This window comes from Reyranella sp., from assembly GCF_050185545.1.
Lineage (GTDB): Bacteria > Pseudomonadota > Alphaproteobacteria > Reyranellales > Reyranellaceae > Reyranella.
This window is the reverse complement of the sequence record NZ_JBFWZI010000033.1, coordinates 1-16,574: the sequence shown is the minus strand read 5'-3', so window position 1 is coordinate 16,574 and position 16,574 is coordinate 1. Positions and strand designations below refer to the sequence as shown.

The window sequence follows — 16,574 nt, the reverse complement described above, 5'->3', positions numbered from 1 at the left end:
GCCTGTCGGGGGCGGGTCAGGATCAGGAGACGGACGTGTCGGTGATCCGGATCGACGTGCTCTCGATCCCGGCACCCGAGCCGAGATAGCGCGCCGCCGTGAAGCCGCACTGCAGCGCCTTGGCGCCGTCAACGACCACTTCCTGGTTGGAGTTGATCTTCAGCCGCGGCAGGTACAGGGTGAGGGCGGCCGCGGCGGCGGCGTTCGAGGCCGGCAGGTAGGCGATGAGCTCCATCTCCGTGCCATCGTTGAAAGCGTCGAGGAAGGTCGTCGCCGTCAGGAAGACGGTGAACTGCCCGGTGACGATCGCGTTGGCGAGGAGGATGCCGGCGGCGAGCCCGTCCCTGTTGAGCTGCGCCGGCGCCGAGGGCTCGCGATTGTAGTTGATGCTGAGCCCGGTCGCGACGCCGACGACGGCGCCGTTGATCCGGAGCAGCGCATCCATCGACGAGATGATGTCGCTCGTCGTCTCCGCCGTCGGCGACGCGAAGAACGGCGCGTCGCCCGCGCTGTAGACCACCCGGTTCCGCCACATGCCCGAGAAGTTGATCTGGGCATTCTGGTTCGGCGCGAGCGACAGGTCGAAGCCCGAGAAGAGGCCCTCGGTGAACAGCCGCGAGATGTCGCCGTCGCTGTTATGGACCTCGACCGCGTACTTGCGCGCGACGTGCGCGGACGACGGCGTGATCAGGCTGCGGCCGATCGTGGTCAGCGTGAAGGCGGAGTCGGCCGTCATCGTCTCCGGCGCCGGATAGACGCTCACCTCCCGGTTCGACGTGCCGCCGAAGCCGATGATCATGAAGTTCACGCCGTTGTTGTCGGCGTCCGACAGGTCGGCGAACTGGATGATGTCGCCGACCCGAAAGCCCTTGGTCACCGGATTGCCGGCGGAGAAGGTGAACTTCGCCGTGCTGGCGTCCGCCGTCACCGACGTGAAGTCGGTCTGGCTCGCCGTGATCGCAGACACCGACCAGGTCCCGCCGAGCACCGCCTCGAAGAGGTCCTGATGCGTGCCGGCCGAGAGAAGACCGTTGATCGTGCCGGGCACGCGGCGCGTGCCGTGCTTCTCCATCGGCCGCTGCTTGTCCGTCCTGATCTCGTCGGCCGCATAGGCTTCCTTGGTCAGCGACAGGTTGTGCGAGACGTGGCGGAGAATCTGGCCGCCCGAGGTCGCCGGATCGCTCGCCGGCGAAGGCTCGGTCGTCGGGTCGATCACGGCGCTGGCATAGGCCTTGTAGACCAGCCGTTCCGAGGTGGATTCGAGGAGCTGAGGCATCGAGGCTCTCCTAGCCGATCTGGTCGAAGTGAAGCGGGCAGACCACCATGGCCGCCGAGTAGTTGCCGGCGGCCGACGTCAGGCCCGGCGGGACGAGCGAGGCGCCCTCGCCGAGGGGCTGGACCGTCGCGCCGTCGAAGGTGACGCCGCCGCCCTGGTAGGAGCGGAACGCCGCCGCGACGGGCTCGGCGAGAGCCAGCGCCCGGGCAAGGCCCTCGCCGATCGGCACGAAGACGTAGGCGAGCAGCTCGCCGCGGTTCCGGAAGGTATTCGACCCGCGGCCGCCGCCGATCTCGATGAAGGCGCCGCGATCGGTCGTCATCTCGATGAAGACGAAGGGCGCCGGCTCGACCGGCAGTTCGTTCCCCTCGTCCGGCCACAGGATCGGCATGCCGGTGATCTGGCTGGCGGCCCGCGCCTGGATGGCGGCCCATGCCGTCGCGATGTCGGTCATCGGTCAGCCCCGCGCCCGAAGCTCATAGGCGATGAGCACGCCGGCGACCCGGCGCGTGTTGTCGTCCGGGTCCTCGATGTTCAGTTCCCGCCCGCGGACCACGATCTTGTCACCCTTGCGGAGCGGCATCGGGAACTGCGCCGCGACAAGGTCCTCGACGAGGAGGATGATCATCCGGTCGCCCTGCTGGATGGTGCCGACCAGCTCGTCCGGCCGGTAGTCGACGACGCGGCCGCGGACCGACACGTCGACACGCGGACGGCTCGCACCGGCGCCTGTGTAGCGCCGCACGGTCAGCGGCTCGCCGGCCTGGTCGATCGCCCGGCGGTAGGACGCCTTGACCGTTGCCGGCGTCATCGCATCGAGGCCCGGACCGAGACGGACGTGTTGCCCGCGTACGTGCCTGTGCTGGTGATCTTCGCCCGGAGGCGCGGACCGAGGCACCCGTCAAGGGCGGTATCGTCGGACAGGGTCGACGGGGTGGCGGCGGACAGCCGCGCCGTCAGGCCGGACACCGACATGATCTTGCGCGCCGAAGCCGTCGTGAAGGCGAAGCGGGCGATCGGCACCCAGATCGACCCGGTGAACCACGTCTCGATGTCGACCTTCACTGCGGTTCCGCCCGAGCCATAGACGAAATCGCAGAAGAGCGTCACCGCGAGTGCGCCTTCCAGCCGGTCGATGAACTCCTGCGCCACGTTCGCGGACGAGACGCCGCTGGTGATCACCTCGTCGGTCACCGCGGCCGCCACTGTGGCGTCGCCGAGGCTGTAGATGCCGGGATTGTTCATGCCGCGGGCCTCCGGAATCTGGCGATCTTCGCCATCACGCTCGGCGGGAGGTCGCCGGCCTCGCCGACCGACCCGACCCAGTATTCGGTGCGCATGACGTCGGGGATGTCCTCGGCGCGGACCATCGGGTCGCGGCCGCGCGCCGCCCAGAACGCCGACACCAGATCGATGCAGCCCGCCTCGATCGCCGGCTCAAGGTTCGCTCCGGCGTTGCCGGGAAGGATGTAGCCGCCGGCATAGACGACGACGATCGCCCGGCAGAACTCCCAGGCGACCGGGTAGCCGCTCGTGTCGAGCCGGTGCAGGATGCCCGTGGCCGTCTCGACCTCATATTCCGAGGCCGCGAGCGCCACATCGTCGACCGTCACCGACGTGATCGTGGCAACCGGGGTCCGGTTGAGAGGGAGGCTCGCCTCGCAGCCGCCGCCGCGGAAGGTCTCCGTCACCGTCTCGCGCGCCACGACAAAGCCGAGCGCCGCCTGGATGTCCGATCCGGCCTCGTCGATCTTGTTCTGCAGGAGATCGTCCGACCCGCCGTCGCTGATGCCAAGCTCGCGCTTGATCCGCTCAAGCGTCGTCAGCCGGTACGGCGTCTCGGCGGCTGCAGTGACGGACACGATCGAGCGCATATGCGTGCCCCCCTCACAGCCCGAAGGGATAGTGCGAGTCGATACGGCAGTGAGCGCGCAGATCATCGATGCTGACGACCGCATCCGCCGCGGTGACGAGCGTGTAGCGCATTCGTGGTCCTTGCCTCGCGGCTGCGATAGCGACCGCCGTGGCCGTGGTGGTGTAGGCGGCGCCTAGTCCGCCAACTCGATCGGCCGCACGCCGAACACGGTCGGCACTTCGTCCCGTGCCTTCGCCGCGACCGCTTCGTGCGTCTCGGCCTCAAAGACGTGCGTTTGGAGCGTCGAGAAGCCCTGCCCGGCGATGAAGCTGTTGAGGGCCGCCAGCGTCGCCGGAGTGATCCACGCACCGCAGCCCATTTTGGTGGCGGGGCCGGTGCCGTCCGCCGACATGGGAGTGCGGAGGTTCGGGCCGCTGTCCGAGAAGAACTCGTTGGCGGCGGCGTTGATGGTGTCCGCCTCGTCGGGTGAGCAGACGGCGAAGATGTAGAGGACGGCCATGGTCAGATGCTCACGAAGCCGGTGCCGAAAGCGCTCATGGCGGGGAGGATGAGGTCGTCGGGGATGTAGAACTTTCTCGCGCCGGCACGGTGGATACGTCCACTAAACGGAACCGCCGCCGCGCCTTCGTTGTTAGTGGCGCCAACCCACAGGCCCTCTGTGTTCGGGATGGTCGCCGCGTCGGCCGCAGCGCCTGTGTAAACACGTGTTCCGTTCAGCCAAAGTTCCACACCTGTCGTATTGGCTCGCATCAAGGCGACTGCATCAATTCCCGACAGGTTTGAGTCGGTATAGTTAATCGTGCTCTCTATTTGCGAACCCCATCGACCCGCTAGTCTTTCACCTGAGCTTATAACGAGTGCACAATACCGAGGGCCAGTCCCGTTCCGCATGCCTATGATAGTTTTGGTCGCCGCTGTATCCGCCACACGGAATGTGGCAATCAGCGTCATCCCGCTTGGCTCAACCTTAAGTCCCGTCTCAAGCCGGTCGTCATTCCCGTCGAATAACGCGTGTGTCGTTTTCCAGACGGGGCGCGGACCAGACGACGCCTGCGTCAGGTCCCTGTTGTTCGGGCTCTGGTCCTCAGCTCTGCCAATCGTCTGCCCATCCGCAGTGACCGGCGTAGACGTGTCGTCGGTCTGATAAAGGCCCGTTGCCGACGTGAAGTCCCGGTAAAAGCTATCGCCGCCCCCGAACACGTCGCGGACGAGGTCGAACTCTCCCCCGCGTCCGGAGAGGAGGGAGAGACGGCCGAAGCCCGTGCCGAGAGTGCCGAGGCCCATCGCTCAGGCCATGGTCCTGGCAGCGACCTTTTGGCCGGCGGTCACGCCGATGAACTTGGACGTACGAGCCTCCACAGGCATATGGTTCGTAGTTGCCTCTGGATCGGCGCCGACCAGGTAGTGGAAGGCTGCGTCGGCCCACAGTTCGATGAACTTGGTGTCGTCGTTGAATGCAGCGGATTGCGCCGACGTGCCGCTGATGGTTACGGGCGACGGATCGGCAGAGCCCGGCTCTTGAGCCATCGGCGAGCCCTCGCCGTAGACCGTCGGCGGCTCGCCGCGCCAGACGCCGGGGCCGGCGATCCGCGTGTATTCCCTGATCCACAGCGTGGCCATCTGTGCTCTCTCCGCGTTACCAGTCGATGTCCGGGAGCCGACCGTCGAAGCCGTGCGCCACGGGAACGGGGAAGAACGGCGCCAACGTCTCGATGTCGCCCCGGTCCATCTTCAGCGGCGGCAGATCGAGCGGCGCCACCGGGCGCTGCACGATCGCCGTGATGTTGTAGGGCGGGAAGTCCGGCCCGCTCGCGTAGGTGCCGACCCGAGCGCGCCGGCAGTCGAAGCCGGCGAGGATGAGCTGGTAGAGGAGCAGCCCGGCATTCCAGAGCGTGACGTGCCCGCCGACGATCTCATGCTTCAGCGGCGGCACGGTGACGAAGAGCAGCCCGCCCGGCCGAAGATGCGACCGGACCTTGGCGAGGAAGCCACCCGGCGACGGCTGATGCTCGAGGACGTGGCACAGCCAGACGGCGTCGAATCCGATCTGGTCGCTATGCCAGGACATGAAGTCGCCGACGTGATCCGCCGGCGGCGCGAGATCGACAGAGAAGACGCGCAGGCCAGCCGCGCGCATGATGCGGGCGTGCTCACCGGCACCCGATCCGATGTCGAGGACGTCGCGGATGCCCGGATCGTCGATCAGCCGCTGCAGGCCCTGCGAGCCCCGCACGCAGCCGACATCGACCCGGCCCGCGTAGCCGGCTGGCATCGATCCGTCAGCCATTCAGAGAGCCTCCAGGACCTCGTCGAGATCGGCGAAGGGGAATTCCTTCAGCGCCGATCCGGGAGTGCAGTTGAGGATTTCGACGCCGGAGGCTTCCGCCGCGGCGCGCCAGCCGTTGAAGCCCGGCACAAACTCGTTGGCGTAGAGCGAGAGATCGCGCGGCCCGCCATAGCCCGCCTCGCCGCTGTGATGGTGCTCGCGACCGTCGGCGGCGAGGCGCATGTCGTAGCCGACCAGGCACACCCGCGCGGCGCCGAGTCCGATTGCGAGGCTGACGGCGGTGTGCCCGCTCGTCCGGCCCTGCTGGATCTCCGGCGAGCCAGCCGGCGGGAAGCCGGGGCGCCGGCCGGAAAGCCGCGGAGGAAACTCGGGGGCGCCGCAGCCCTTCACCCGACGCACCTTGTCGGGAAGCTCCCGCTTCGCCATCCGCGACATTGTCACGACCATGCCGGGCCATGTTCGGATCAGGTCCCGGCGATGCAGGTAGAAGCCCGAATCCGTGAAGAACAGGATGTCCGCCCACGGTGCGAGATGGCAGGTCGCGTTGACGACGATCGTCCGCCGTCCCCGCAGCTTGTCGACAACCTCCTGCGTCGCGCTCGGCCCCGACGCCAGGCAGAACACCGTCTCGCCGCGGAAGATCGGCTCCGGCGTCCAGTATTCATGCTCGCGAGACGTCACCGCCACGCCTCCCGCACCCATGCAAGGTGCGTCAGATCGTGCGGCTTCGGTCGGCCGTGGAAGTAGACGATTCGGACATCCGGGCCGAGCGCCTCCGGCTGGCCGGCGCCCTTGAAGCTGATCACCTGCCCCGGCCACAGATCGTCGATGTAGACGTGCGGGTGCTTCCGCACGGCGGCCATGTCGTCCTCACCATCCCAGTCGGCCAGCACATGACCGTGCTCCCGCGGTGCGAGGGCGATGCCGTTGCAGGCCCGGCCGGGGTTGAACGGGTCCCGCGGCAGGCCGAGCCGGTCGGTCGTCTCGCACCAGTCGGCGAGGTGGTCGATGTTGCCGACGATCACCGTGTCGAGCCCGAGCACCAGGAGCGGCCCCGACAGCCGGTAGAGCTCCACACCGTCGCGATAGGTCGGCGCAGCCGCTGCGAAGCGCTCCTGCCCGATCTCGGGATGCGCGAACGTGCGCAGCCGGTCGGTGAAGCACACGAAGCGGAAGGGCCTCGTCAGGTTCCGCGCGAAGCCCCGGTAGAGCCTCTCGACCCACGCCTCGTTGTAGCAGCGCGAGAAGCCGAAGGACTCGGCGTTAGCATCCCAGAGCGGCGCGACGACGGTCAGCATCGCGGCTCCACGAAGCGCATCCGGCGCGACCGCATCGCCGCCGTGATCGGCATCAGCCGCCCGTCGCGGGCAAGCAGCGTGTCGGGCGGGACATCGCGGCTTGCAACCGCCCCGGCGCCGACCATCGCGCCGCGACCGATCCGGATGCCCGGCAGGATCACCGCATTTGCGCCGATGGCCGCGCCCCCCTCCACGATGATCGCCCACTCGCCGGCGCGATAGCGCGCGGCATCGAAGCCGTCTTTCGACGCCGCCGGGAAGAAGTCGTTGGACATGACGACGTTCGGCCCGAGGAAGACGTCGTTGCCGATGAGGAACCCCGGTCCCGCACCGAAATTCTGGCAGACCACGCATCGGTCCCCGATCGTCGAGCCGTCGATCATGGCGCCGGGCGCGATGTTGCAGTCCGCGCCGATCGACGCGCCGCGGATCACGGTGGCGAACTGCCAGACCCGCGTCCGCGGGCCGAGCGCCGCCCCCTCGACATGCGCCTTCGGGTGGACGAAGGCCGACGGGTCGATCACTCGGCAGGCTCGCCAGCGAGCGCCTGAAGCGCCGCGAGGATCTCCGCCTTCTTCGCCGGGATCGTCGGGCCGATGATCTTCTCCGCGGCGGCGCGGAAGACGAGGAAGTTCATCGCCGGCTCGTCCTTGAGGCTGGCGAGAAGCGCCTTCGCGGCGTCGGCCGACGGGACCGGCTCTGCGGCGGTCGCGGGCTCCGGCGGCTGAGCGGGCGGAGGCAGCGGCTCGGCGGCAACCGGGGCGGACGCTGGCGCCGACGGTTCGACCACGGCCCAGCCGCGACTGACATACTTGCGGGCATAGGTCTCGGCGACCCGCCCCTCGAAATCATAGCTCTGGCCGGCCTCGTAGACCGGCCCTTTGCGGTCGCCCTGAGCGACGACGTGGCGGGCGACGAATCTAATCCGCATGTCGGCGGCTCCCGTGTCGGAGGAGATGCCCCCGGGCGCGCTGGCCCGGGGGGAGAGCGTGTCAGTCCGCGGAAGCGGCCTAGTCGGCGATCGCCGAGACGCCGCCTTCCTTGGCGTAGCGCGGCTCATGCAGGATGTAGAGCATCGCGGCGATCTGGTTCGCCGTGCCGGCATCGCCGACCGAGGCACGGATGCAGTCGAAGCCGTTGTCGACGTCGAGGTCTTCGGCCTTGATGTCGATCACCCAGATCTTCTGCACCTCGGCCGAGGTCGCGTCGGTGTATTCGTTGTCGGCCGCCTGCGTCACCTTGGTCCACGTCCCGACCGACGTCAGGGTGCCCTGCTTGACATCGACGCGGGTGAAGTCGAGCGCCTTGGCGTTGGAGCCGGCGACGTTGTTGCACTGCTCAACGGTGAGCGTCGGGTCGTCGCCGGCGGTGCCCGCGGCGGCGAAGAACACGATGGCGCAACGGCCCCAGTTCTTCATCGACACGATGTCGCCGACCCGGGCCGACCCGATGTTGATCGGGACGAAGCCGGACACGAGGTCGAGCTTTTCAAGGATGTGCTGGTTCATCGAAGTAGTCCTTCAAAGGGAGGGGCGGCGCCTCACGGCGCGAAGGGGGTGGCGGGGAAGTCAGGCCGCCCCGCCGGGCACCTACCGGGCGTCGAGAGTGACGGCCCAGGACAAGGTGTTGCTGCCGTTCTGCCGGGCGATCGTCGAAGACCACATCGGCTGGCCGTTGATCCGGAAGATGAAGCGGAACGCGGTCAACGCCTGGTCGAAGTAGAGGTGCATCGACGTGTCGGCCTTCATGCCCGCCGCCTTGCGCAGGACCCAGTACTGGCGAAGGTCGACGAGCATGATGTCGCCCTGATCGCCGACGGCCTTCGCGGCCTCAAGCGGCACGACCGGCCGGCCCTTCAGCGAGCCATAGGGCGCGTTGGACAGCCCGCCGGGCGGAAGGTACGCCGGCACCGCCGACGTGCCGGGAAGATCGGACGAGGCGCCCGTCGCCTGGAACGCCATGCCACCGAGCGACGGCTCGATATCCTGGTTGATCAGCCAGATCGCATTGCGCCGCCAGGGGGCGTACATGCGCGCCCACATCTTCTCGATGTTCTGCATCCAAACGGTGTCGGCCGGCTGGCTGGTCTGCTTCGCAACCGAGATCAGCGATGGCGCGTTGAGGATGCCGAGCGGCTGGCCGGCACCGGAGCCGGACACGATCGCCGTGTTGATCGCCGCAGACATGCGGCCCGGAACCACGGCCTGCAGATAGGACTCGTAGCCCATCGCATCTTCGATCAATTCCTCCGAAGCCGGGGCAAGGGCCATCAGCTTGTAGAGACGCAGATTCGAGAGTTCGAACGACGCCTTGCTGGCGGTCGCCTGAGCCGCCTCGGCCTCCCAGTAGACGCGGACGCCGGCGGTGCCCCAGGGCGTGGTCTCGTCCTTCGGGATCGCCATGCTGTTGCCGGACGGAGTGAGAACCGTGCAACGGTTCATCAGGTTTTCTTCCGCCTCGACCTTCGACCAAATCTGGCGGGAGAACTCCGGCGGCACGAGGAAGCCGCCCTCCGCCCCGGCGCCTTCGTTGCCGTAGGTCGTCGCGGCCGCCTGCACCTTCTTGGCCGGCTCATAATCGCCATTTCCGCTCACAATGGCGCGCACGCCCAGCGCAAACTCGCCGAAGTTCGCGAAGTTGTGGCGCGCGTTGTCGCGGGCAGTGGCCGGCACGCGCCGACCGCCGGTGCCGTTGTCGCCGCCGCGATCCTGCAGTTCGGCCGCGGTCCGGCGACCCGGCGATGGCGGCGTGCGGGCATCCGCGAACGACTGGCGGAGGCTGATCTGGCGATCGAGCGCGGTGATGCTCGCGCGAATCTCCTCGCCGCGCGCCACCTCCTCGGCGGTCGGCTCGCGGTCCTCCTCGTCGGCGGCGGCGAGGAGCGCCTCGCCCTCGGCCAGAAGGTTGTCGCGCTCCTCGCTCAGGTCGGCAACGGTCCGGGCCGCCATCATCACGATGCCGGCGGCCGGGGAAAGGCCAGTGCTGGCCAGATAGGCGGCCTGGTTCATGGGATAGGCTCCATCTATGGGAACGGCGCGCCGTCACGGCGGGCCGCGTCTGCCTTGCCCAAGGGCGAAGAAGGGCGCTTCCGGTTGCCCGGAATTTCAGGTGCGAGGACGCTTCAGGTCCTGCAGCATCGCCGCGAGCCGCGCCCGCTTCGGGCGGAGTGCCTGCGGCAGGTTGCGGAAGCTCTCGGGGTGGCTGACCGAGGCCGCAACCTTCAGGTTCTCCACGATCTTGTCGGCGAAGCCGCGCTCGACGGCTTCCTTGCCCGTCATCCAGGTCTCGGCGTCCATCCACTTCCGCACGTCGGCGTCGGTGTTCTTGGTGCGCGCGACATAGACTTCGCGGATCGTCTCGTTGACCGTATCGAGGAGGTCGGCCTTGCGCCGCATGTCCTCGGCTCCGCCGACCGCCCATGTCCACGCATTGTGGATCATGACGAAGGCGCCCTCCGCGATCTCGATCTCATCGCCCGCCATCGCGACGAAAGAGGCAGCGGACGCGGCCAGGCCGTCGACGTGCACGACGACGCGCGCCGAATGGTCGAGGAGGAGCGTGTACATCGCCTTGCCGGCGAACACGTCCCCGCCCTCCGAATTGATGCGGAGGTCGATCGTCTTGATGCTGGCGCCAAGCGCCTTCAGGTCGTCGGCGAACTTCTTCGCGGAGACCCCATCGCCGTACCAGTCGGTGCCGATCAGGCCGTACAGATAGACGTCGGCGCGGTCGGAGCCGCGCTTCACCATCCGGTAGCCGGATGCGCCGTTCTTTCCGGCTCGCGCCATCGGCAGCACCGGACCATTCATGATCGGCGGCATGTCACGCCCTCCCGTAGAGGATGATGGTGCGGCCGTCCTCGGCCTCGATCTCGATCTCGTGCAGGTCGTCGAGGTCTTCGGGGCGCAGGCTCGCCGCCCGCACGTCGGTGACCTTCAGGCGGCCGGGAGGACCGGGGTCGCCCTTGACCGCCTTTGCTGGCTTGGCGTCGGTGCCCTTGACCCGGCCGACGCGCTGTGTGCTGCCGTCCGAAAACGACAGGACAAGATCGCCGCCCTCGATCCGCGCCTCGGCAATCCCGCGACCGGGCTCGCCCTTGATCGAGGCGCCGGGCTCGCCCGTCACCTTGCCAAGGTCCATTTCCTCGGCGCCGTCGGTGAAGACGAGGACCAGATGCCCCCGGTCATCGATATGACCGGATGCCACCGACCTGCCTGGCGGGCCGGGATCGGGCTTTGGCACGGCGCCGGCATCGACCCGGCGGCCATCGGTGAGCACGATCGCCAACCGGCCCTCACCGGTGATCACGGCGTCGGAGACCCCAACCCCAGGCGCTCCCGGTTTCGGCGCGGGCAGCGCCGCAACAGCCGCGGCGACGGCGTCGCGCACGATCGCCGCCGTCACCTCCGGGTCGGCGTCCTTGCCGGGCTGCGGCTCCGGCAGTTCGGCGACCGCGTCCGCCACCATTTGGCGGACAACCTCGGGATCGGCGTCCTTGCCGCGCTCCGGTGCCGGCAGCGCCGCCATGGCCGCGGCGACGGCGGATTCCACCAGCGGTCGGACGTCGTTGATCGTAACTGACTTCCCCGGCTCTGGCGCGGGAAGGGCGGCAACAACGGCCTTCACTTCGCTCGCGACGAGCGCCGCGTTGTCTCGCCTGATCGTGTCGACCAGCGGCCGGAGACGGTCCATCGCGAGGTCCGCCACGTCAGATGCCGCAGGCGGCGTCGCGGGCGGCCCTACGACGTTGCCAACCGGCACCAGCCGGCCATCCGTAAGCGTCAGGACAAGGTTTCCCGACGCATCGACCAGCCCGCTCGCGACGCCGACGCCATCCCGCGCCGCCGGGCGCGCCTCCATCGCCGCAAGCCGCCGCGCGAGCGCCGTCATGCCGTTCCAGACCGCGGCAAGCGGGCTCGGCTTCTTCGGTCCACCCGTCGCGCGGGCCATGATCGGGTCAGGCATCGACGCGCTCGCTCATCGCGGCCTCGAATTCGGAGCGGGCATCCGCGGCCGCGTCGTCTTCGGCCGGCGCGTCGCCTTCGTCGGGCTGGTCCTGCCGTGGCGAAGGCGCCGATTCCGGCGTCGCGGTCTTCTGCTCCTTCTCGGCGATGTAGCGGAGCGTCGACATCTGCTCCTGCATGACGTGGATGTCGCCCTCGGCGCCGATCGTGTTCTCATCCTCGAGCTGGAGGATGCGGTTCGGCGAATAGGCGCCGACCTGGACCATGCCGCGGTAGAACTCCATGCGCGCCTTCATGTCGCCGCGCAGGAGCGCGTTCATGTTCATTTTCGTGTAGAAGCCGCGCCACCGGACCCCGCCGAACAGCTTGTGGTTCGCCTCGTCCTCGAAGCGCTTGGCCCAGGGCGAGATCGCGTCGACCACCACCTCGATGTTCTGGTGCTCGATGTTGTTGTAGTGGGCGCGCAAGAGGTGCATCACCTTGTGCGGCGGCGCGCCGACCCACCGGCACACCTCCTCGATCAGGTGCTGGTGCACCTCGATCAGTTGCGTCTCGGCGGCGTTGAGGCCAATGCGCTCGATCTCAGCGTCAGCGTCGAGATGCGCAGTCCCGTGGGCCTTCGCGGGCCCGCCGTACAACTGCCGCATCTCCTTCCGCTGCCGATCCAGGCCGGCCGGGGACAGAGGCTTCTTGTTGCGGACGATCGTGCTCGGGACGGCGCCATTGCCAAAGTAGGCCGCTCCGAAAATCTGCGCCGCTCGCGCCCATCCGAGCGACTGCGCCGCATAGGTCGTGACATTGACGCCGACCGGCCCTTCGCCAAATCCTCGGATGTGGAACATATTCCGCGGCGCGAGCACCGTCTTCGACCCGGTCCCGTTGCTCACCTCGTAGTAGAGGCCGCCGGCAGGAATAGCCGTCCCGTAGGCGTCCTCGGCGGCCGCCGTCGCCCGGCAGACCTCGGTCCGCTCGGGATGGATCGGCCACAACGCCACCGGCCGCTCGTAGGCGTCCCGCTCGATCTCGGCGTACCCGTTGCCCCACCGGAGCGCCCAATGCGTGAGCGTCTCGCGGAACTGGAACGCCGACCACTCATCCGACGCGCGCTGCCAGAGCAGCCAGTCGATCGGGCTGTTGCTGGCCCGCTCGCCGCCCGCCGGCGTGGTCCGCATGACGTGCCACGGGAGCACCGCGACCGTCTGCGACAGGTAGCGGATGCCCGCCCAGTAGGCGGAGATCGTGATCGCCGTGTCGGGCGTGATCGTGACGCCGGCCACGGTCCGCGGATTGTACGGCACCCGGGATTCTTCCGGCCGCCGCGGCTCCGACGTGAAGCGCGCGAAGATCCCGGAGAAGAGGTCAGAAATCGAACGCATCGATGTCCTCCCTCTCCATCATGTGCGGCGCAGACGTCGGTTCGGGCTCGTCGTCGAGCAGATCGAAAACCGACAGGCCCTGCGCCTCCGGATTGAGGCTCATCACGCTCGCCGCGTCGAAGAGCCCCATCGCTACGTCGATCTTCGCGTCGCCGGCGTTCTGCTTCGTCGCCCGGATGGCCGTCGCCGTCGCCTCGATCTTCAGGTTGCCCACGCACCAGGCCGCGAGCGCCGAGCCGGTGTGCCTGAGCGTCCCGTTCGCCAGCTTCCTCTCGCAGGTCTTGATCGCGTTCATCATGGCGTCGCCCTGGGACACCGCCATGATCTGCCTGCCGTCCTGCGTGATCTCAACCTCGGCGAGCGCGTCGACCAGTTCGCCGATGCCGGCCGGATCGACCGCAACGCAGGCCAGAAGACCACGATCGCGGACCTGCACGACGACGTCGACGATATCGGCTATGTCGCCGAGGTCGTCGTCGACGATGGTCAGGTCACCATCCTTCTCGAAGTCGAGTAGCCGGCTCGCGATGCTCTGCCGACGGGTCAGAACGCCCCGATGGCACCAGGCGTGGGCCCAGCAAAGCCAGTGCTTCGTCTCGCGGTCACGCCCGAGCACCACCACCCCGAAGAGGTCGTCGAGGCCGCCGCCGTCGACGCCAACCACCACCACTTCCGACCGGTCGAGCACCGCGTCGAGGGTCAGCGTCGGGTCGCCCTGCTTCTCCCAGTGCTCCGCGCCAGGCCAGCGGTTGGTCTGCAGCGAAACTCCGACCTCAATGTTGAGGTGCTGCGACACCCAGCGCCGCTCTTCGGTATCCCCTTTTTGCCGCGCCTCTTCATAGGCCGATATCAGTGAGTCCAGGGGTACGGGCCGGCCAAGGCTCGGCGAGACCATCGGCCAGTTCTTCGGGTCCCGCCACGATTCGTCCCGCTGCATTCGCTGCGGAAACTCGTAGAGCAGCGGCAGAAGCCGCCCGGACGGAAGTCTGCCGTCGCGCACCCCTCGCGCGTAAGTGAGTTCATCTTTGAACACCCCCGCCGGCGGCACGTCCGACTGGGTGGTGATCATCACCATCGCCGCCTCTGGATTGGGCATCATCCCGCCCCTGATCTGCCCGATGATCCTGCCGGCGCCGTTGATCGCCGCCATGAGGTGCAATTCGTCGAGGAGCACGAAGACCGGCTTCGACCCGGTGACCACCTTCATGTCAAAGGTTTTGATCTTCGCCCTGGTCTTGTTTCTCCTGTCGGTGATCGTTTTCGTGTTGTGCTGAACGTGGAACCGCTTCGCCAGATACGGGTCCGCGTCGATCATCCCGACGGCCTGGCTGAAAGCGGTGTCGGCAATCTCCTGCGTTGGGCCGACGTAGACCATCTCCGCCCGCGGCCGCTCGTTCATCAGGAGCGCCACCAGCGTGATTGCGGCGCCCATCGTCGTCTTGTTCGACTTCTTTGGGACCATCGCGAGGATCTCGGCGACCCGACGGCGCCCATCCTCCATCGACCCAAAGATTGCCCTTACCACGTCGCGCTGCCACTCCGCGGCAGCCTCGCCGAGCGTCGGCTGGCCCGGGACGTCCGGGAGCCTGAGCTTGTTAAAGATTGCAACCGCGCGCGCAGCCTCCACCTCGTCCAGCGGCATGTCCGGCAGCAGCGAATGCCCCGCGCGGAGCCGCCCCTCCCAGTCTGGCAGGGCGAAGTCCCAGTTGCCGCTCACTGGAGCAACCGACTCCAGCCCTCGTCATCCGGCGCGCGCTCGGCCTCGATCTGCGCGATCTCCTTTTTGCCGAGCGGCTTTTCCTCCGCCGGCCTCGGCACATAGGCTGACCAGCCGAAGCGCGTCTGTAGAGCAAACATGGTTGCTTTCAGCGCCGTTCCGTCCGAACCGCTTGCCAAGCGAAGGAGATTGCCCGCGAGCTTGGCGTGGACCTTGGCGGCGCCGCACTCCAGTTCGGTCGCGAAGTATTTCAGCAGCGTATGCTGCGCAATGCCGAGAGCCTGCGCGATCTCCACCTGCGGGATTGCGAAGCCGGCGAGCACCTCCACCATCTGCCGGTCCTTGTCGGTCGGCTGGTATGGCGGGCGCCCGCCCCTATTCGGCTGCTTCGAGTCGCTTGCGGCGCTTGTCTGCGATGGCGACCTCGTAGCAGGCCGCACTGTCTTTTGCCGGGTCATACCGCTCACTGTCGATTTCAGCGAAGGTGCGCCCGCCCCCGTCGAGCGTCGCTTCTTTGCCGGTGAATGCCTGCCAGCGGTTCACGATCACGTCGCAGTAGGCTTCCGAGAGTTCCATGCAGTAGGCGGCACGGCCCTCCATCTCAGCGGCGATCATGGTGGTGCCGGAGCCGCAGAACGGATCGTAGACCGCTTGGCCGGGCGAGGAGTTGTTGACGATGGGCCGGCGCATGCATTCAACCGGCTTCTGCGTCGAGTGGCCGGTCTCGGACGCCTGCGGCTTGTCGATCTGCCAGAGCGTCGACTGCTTTCGGTCGCCGTTCCAGTGGCCCGTCGCCCCCTTGCGTACCGCGTACCAGCACGGCTCATGCTGGAAATGATAGTGGCCGCGGCCAATGGCGAATTGCTGCTTTGCCCATATGATCTGGGCGCGAATTTCGAAGCCGGCCGCCTCCAGGCCCTCGATCGCCTCCCTGGAGCGCAGGTCTGCGCTCCAGGCGTAGGCTACGTCCCCGCGGAATAGTTCGTATGCACCCCGCCAGTCGGCCTCACCGTCGTTGAGAACCTTACCAACGGCACGGCCAGCGATGGCCGTGCCGTCAGAGCGAACCCGTTCATTCCGCCAGTTGGCGTCGTACTCCACCCCGTAGGGCGGGTCCGTCACCATCAGGTGCGGCTTCACGCCGCCGAGCAGCCGATCGACAGCCTCGGCGCTCGTGCTGTCGCCGCACAGCAGCCGATGCGAGCCGCAGAGCCACAGATCGCCCTTGCGCGAAACCGGATTGACCGGCACTGCCGGCGCATCGTCCGGATCAGTCAACCCGGCCGATCGGTCGGCCATCACGTCGGCGAGGAAGTCCTCCGGGAACCCCAGCAGCCCGACGTCAAACACGTCCTGCAGCGCACCGATCTCGACCTTCAGCAGATCCCGGTCCCACCCGGCGTTCAGCGCCAGTTGGTTGTCCGCCAGCACATAGGCCCGCTTCTGAGCCTTCGACCAGCCGCGGGCGACTATGACCGGCACCTCGTCGATGCCGAGCGACTGAGCCGCCAACAGACGGCCATGTCCGGCAAGCACCCCGCCCTTCTCGTCGACCAGAATCGGCTGCGTCCAGCCCCACTCCCGAATGCTTGCCGCAATCTGTGCGACCTGCTCCTCCGAGTGCGTACGGGCGTTGTTCTTGTACGGCTTCAGCGCCAAAACAGCCCGCCGCTCGACCTGGAATGCGGGCCAGCCATCAGTTTTGCTCATGGCGGAGTGCAGAAACCTCCCGGGCATCGGGGCGGATTTTTCCCCGCGAGAAAAAAAATGTGCGCGTGCG

At 67.7% G+C, this 16,574-nt stretch carries 21 protein-coding genes; all 21 read right to left on the bottom strand.

All coding sequences use genetic code 11. The features are described from left to right. Positions 1 to 22 precede the first annotated feature (22 nt). The 21 genes from AB7O82_RS11940 to AB7O82_RS11840 all read right to left on the bottom strand — a co-directional run bounded on the left by AB7O82_RS11940 (position 23) and on the right by AB7O82_RS11840 (position 16,504). Entirely contained in the window at positions 23 to 1,276 is a 1,254-nt protein-coding gene (locus tag AB7O82_RS11940) for a phage tail tube protein (protein ID WP_428542476.1), read from the bottom strand. 10 nt (positions 1,277 to 1,286) lie between these two features. Then, a complete protein-coding gene (locus AB7O82_RS11935) occupies positions 1,287 to 1,730 on the bottom strand; it encodes a hypothetical protein (RefSeq protein ID WP_428542473.1) in 444 nt (147 codons plus the stop codon). 3 nt (positions 1,731 to 1,733) lie between these two features. After that, positions 1,734 to 2,087: a hypothetical protein gene (locus AB7O82_RS11930; RefSeq protein WP_428542470.1), complete on the bottom strand. Its 354-nt coding sequence runs from the start codon at positions 2,085 to 2,087 to the stop codon at positions 1,734 to 1,736. Next, complete coding sequence (locus AB7O82_RS11925) at positions 2,084 to 2,521, bottom strand: hypothetical protein (protein ID WP_428542467.1); 438 nt, start codon at positions 2,519 to 2,521, stop codon at positions 2,084 to 2,086. The genes AB7O82_RS11930 and AB7O82_RS11925 overlap by 4 nt, the downstream gene beginning before the upstream one ends. Further along, a complete protein-coding gene (locus tag AB7O82_RS11920; protein WP_428542464.1) occupies positions 2,518 to 3,216 on the bottom strand; it encodes a phage head-tail connector protein in 699 nt (232 codons plus the stop codon). Before AB7O82_RS11920 ends, AB7O82_RS11925 begins: the two co-directional genes overlap by 4 nt. Before the next feature lie 108 nt (positions 3,217 to 3,324). Continuing rightward, positions 3,325 to 3,651, bottom strand: coding sequence for a hypothetical protein (locus tag AB7O82_RS11915; RefSeq protein ID WP_428542461.1), 327 nt, complete (start codon positions 3,649 to 3,651; stop codon positions 3,325 to 3,327). 2 nt (positions 3,652 to 3,653) lie between these two features. Then, on the bottom strand, positions 3,654 to 4,436 hold the full coding sequence (locus AB7O82_RS11910; protein WP_428542458.1) for a hypothetical protein: 783 nt from the start codon (positions 4,434 to 4,436) through the stop codon (positions 3,654 to 3,656). 3 nt (positions 4,437 to 4,439) lie between these two features. After that, positions 4,440 to 4,772 carry a hypothetical protein gene (locus tag AB7O82_RS11905; RefSeq protein ID WP_428542455.1) on the bottom strand — a complete coding sequence of 111 codons (333 nt, stop codon included), beginning with the start codon at positions 4,770 to 4,772 and terminating at the stop codon, positions 4,440 to 4,442. A 16-nt stretch (positions 4,773 to 4,788) separates the two neighbouring features. Then, positions 4,789 to 5,439, bottom strand: a complete 651-nt coding sequence (locus AB7O82_RS11900; RefSeq protein WP_428542452.1) for a class I SAM-dependent methyltransferase — start codon at positions 5,437 to 5,439, stop codon at positions 4,789 to 4,791. Then, on the bottom strand, positions 5,440 to 6,120 hold the full coding sequence (locus AB7O82_RS11895) for a hypothetical protein (RefSeq protein ID WP_428542449.1): 681 nt from the start codon (positions 6,118 to 6,120) through the stop codon (positions 5,440 to 5,442). Beyond that, the gene (locus AB7O82_RS11890) at positions 6,117 to 6,737 is read right to left on the bottom strand and encodes a hypothetical protein (protein ID WP_428542446.1); all 621 of its coding nucleotides are present in this window, start codon (positions 6,735 to 6,737) and stop codon (positions 6,117 to 6,119) included. Before AB7O82_RS11890 ends, AB7O82_RS11895 begins: the two co-directional genes overlap by 4 nt. Continuing rightward, entirely contained in the window at positions 6,731 to 7,261 is a 531-nt protein-coding gene (locus AB7O82_RS11885) for an acyltransferase (protein ID WP_428619432.1), read from the bottom strand. Before AB7O82_RS11885 ends, AB7O82_RS11890 begins: the two co-directional genes overlap by 7 nt. Next, positions 7,258 to 7,668, bottom strand: a complete 411-nt coding sequence (locus AB7O82_RS11880) for a hypothetical protein (RefSeq protein WP_428542440.1) — start codon at positions 7,666 to 7,668, stop codon at positions 7,258 to 7,260. Before AB7O82_RS11880 ends, AB7O82_RS11885 begins: the two co-directional genes overlap by 4 nt. A 79-nt stretch (positions 7,669 to 7,747) precedes the next feature. Then, a complete protein-coding gene (locus AB7O82_RS11875) occupies positions 7,748 to 8,245 on the bottom strand; it encodes a hypothetical protein (RefSeq protein WP_428542437.1) in 498 nt (165 codons plus the stop codon). Between the two features lie 81 nt (positions 8,246 to 8,326). Next, positions 8,327 to 9,745 (bottom strand): phage major capsid protein, encoded by a 1,419-nt coding sequence (locus AB7O82_RS11870; protein WP_428542434.1) that lies wholly within the window; start codon positions 9,743 to 9,745, stop codon positions 8,327 to 8,329. A gap of 96 nt (positions 9,746 to 9,841) precedes the next feature. Then, a complete protein-coding gene (locus AB7O82_RS11865; RefSeq protein ID WP_428542431.1) occupies positions 9,842 to 10,558 on the bottom strand; it encodes a head maturation protease, ClpP-related in 717 nt (238 codons plus the stop codon). A 1-nt stretch (position 10,559) separates the two neighbouring features. Then, on the bottom strand, positions 10,560 to 11,702 hold the full coding sequence (locus tag AB7O82_RS11860; RefSeq protein ID WP_428542428.1) for a hypothetical protein: 1,143 nt from the start codon (positions 11,700 to 11,702) through the stop codon (positions 10,560 to 10,562). Next, positions 11,695 to 13,077, bottom strand: coding sequence for a phage portal protein (locus tag AB7O82_RS11855; RefSeq protein ID WP_428542425.1), 1,383 nt, complete (start codon positions 13,075 to 13,077; stop codon positions 11,695 to 11,697). Before AB7O82_RS11855 ends, AB7O82_RS11860 begins: the two co-directional genes overlap by 8 nt. Continuing rightward, entirely contained in the window at positions 13,061 to 14,794 is a 1,734-nt protein-coding gene (locus AB7O82_RS11850; RefSeq protein ID WP_428542422.1) for a terminase large subunit, read from the bottom strand. The genes AB7O82_RS11855 and AB7O82_RS11850 overlap by 17 nt, the downstream gene beginning before the upstream one ends. After that, entirely contained in the window at positions 14,791 to 15,126 is a 336-nt protein-coding gene (locus tag AB7O82_RS11845) for a hypothetical protein (protein WP_428542419.1), read from the bottom strand. The genes AB7O82_RS11850 and AB7O82_RS11845 overlap by 4 nt, the downstream gene beginning before the upstream one ends. A gap of 43 nt (positions 15,127 to 15,169) precedes the next feature. Continuing rightward, positions 15,170 to 16,504: a site-specific DNA-methyltransferase gene (locus tag AB7O82_RS11840; protein WP_428542416.1), complete on the bottom strand. Its 1,335-nt coding sequence runs from the start codon at positions 16,502 to 16,504 to the stop codon at positions 15,170 to 15,172. Between the last annotated feature and the right edge of the window lie 70 nt (positions 16,505 to 16,574).

Coding starts and splice junctions, on each gene's coding strand:
- AB7O82_RS11940 (WP_428542476.1), bottom strand. CDS start 1,276: ATGCCTCAGCTCCTCGAATCCACCTCGGAACGGCTGGTCTACAAGGCC.
- AB7O82_RS11935 (WP_428542473.1), bottom strand. CDS start 1,730: ATGACCGACATCGCGACGGCATGGGCCGCCATCCAGGCGCGGGCCGCC.
- AB7O82_RS11930 (WP_428542470.1), bottom strand. CDS start 2,087: ATGACGCCGGCAACGGTCAAGGCGTCCTACCGCCGGGCGATCGACCAG.
- AB7O82_RS11925 (WP_428542467.1), bottom strand. CDS start 2,521: ATGAACAATCCCGGCATCTACAGCCTCGGCGACGCCACAGTGGCGGCC.
- AB7O82_RS11920 (WP_428542464.1), bottom strand. CDS start 3,216: ATGATCTGCGCGCTCACTGCCGTATCGACTCGCACTATCCCTTCGGGC.
- AB7O82_RS11915 (WP_428542461.1), bottom strand. CDS start 3,651: ATGGCCGTCCTCTACATCTTCGCCGTCTGCTCACCCGACGAGGCGGAC.
- AB7O82_RS11910 (WP_428542458.1), bottom strand. CDS start 4,436: ATGGGCCTCGGCACTCTCGGCACGGGCTTCGGCCGTCTCTCCCTCCTC.
- AB7O82_RS11905 (WP_428542455.1), bottom strand. CDS start 4,772: ATGGCCACGCTGTGGATCAGGGAATACACGCGGATCGCCGGCCCCGGC.
- AB7O82_RS11900 (WP_428542452.1), bottom strand. CDS start 5,439: ATGGCTGACGGATCGATGCCAGCCGGCTACGCGGGCCGGGTCGATGTC.
- AB7O82_RS11890 (WP_428542446.1), bottom strand. CDS start 6,737: ATGCTGACCGTCGTCGCGCCGCTCTGGGATGCTAACGCCGAGTCCTTC.
- AB7O82_RS11880 (WP_428542440.1), bottom strand. CDS start 7,668: ATGCGGATTAGATTCGTCGCCCGCCACGTCGTCGCTCAGGGCGACCGC.
- AB7O82_RS11875 (WP_428542437.1), bottom strand. CDS start 8,245: ATGAACCAGCACATCCTTGAAAAGCTCGACCTCGTGTCCGGCTTCGTC.
- AB7O82_RS11870 (WP_428542434.1), bottom strand. CDS start 9,745: ATGAACCAGGCCGCCTATCTGGCCAGCACTGGCCTTTCCCCGGCCGCC.
- AB7O82_RS11865 (WP_428542431.1), bottom strand. CDS start 10,558: ATGCCGCCGATCATGAATGGTCCGGTGCTGCCGATGGCGCGAGCCGGA.
- AB7O82_RS11860 (WP_428542428.1), bottom strand. CDS start 11,702: ATGCCTGACCCGATCATGGCCCGCGCGACGGGTGGACCGAAGAAGCCG.
- AB7O82_RS11855 (WP_428542425.1), bottom strand. CDS start 13,077: ATGCGTTCGATTTCTGACCTCTTCTCCGGGATCTTCGCGCGCTTCACG.
- AB7O82_RS11845 (WP_428542419.1), bottom strand. CDS start 15,126: ATGGTGGAGGTGCTCGCCGGCTTCGCAATCCCGCAGGTGGAGATCGCG.
- AB7O82_RS11840 (WP_428542416.1), bottom strand. CDS start 16,504: ATGAGCAAAACTGATGGCTGGCCCGCATTCCAGGTCGAGCGGCGGGCT.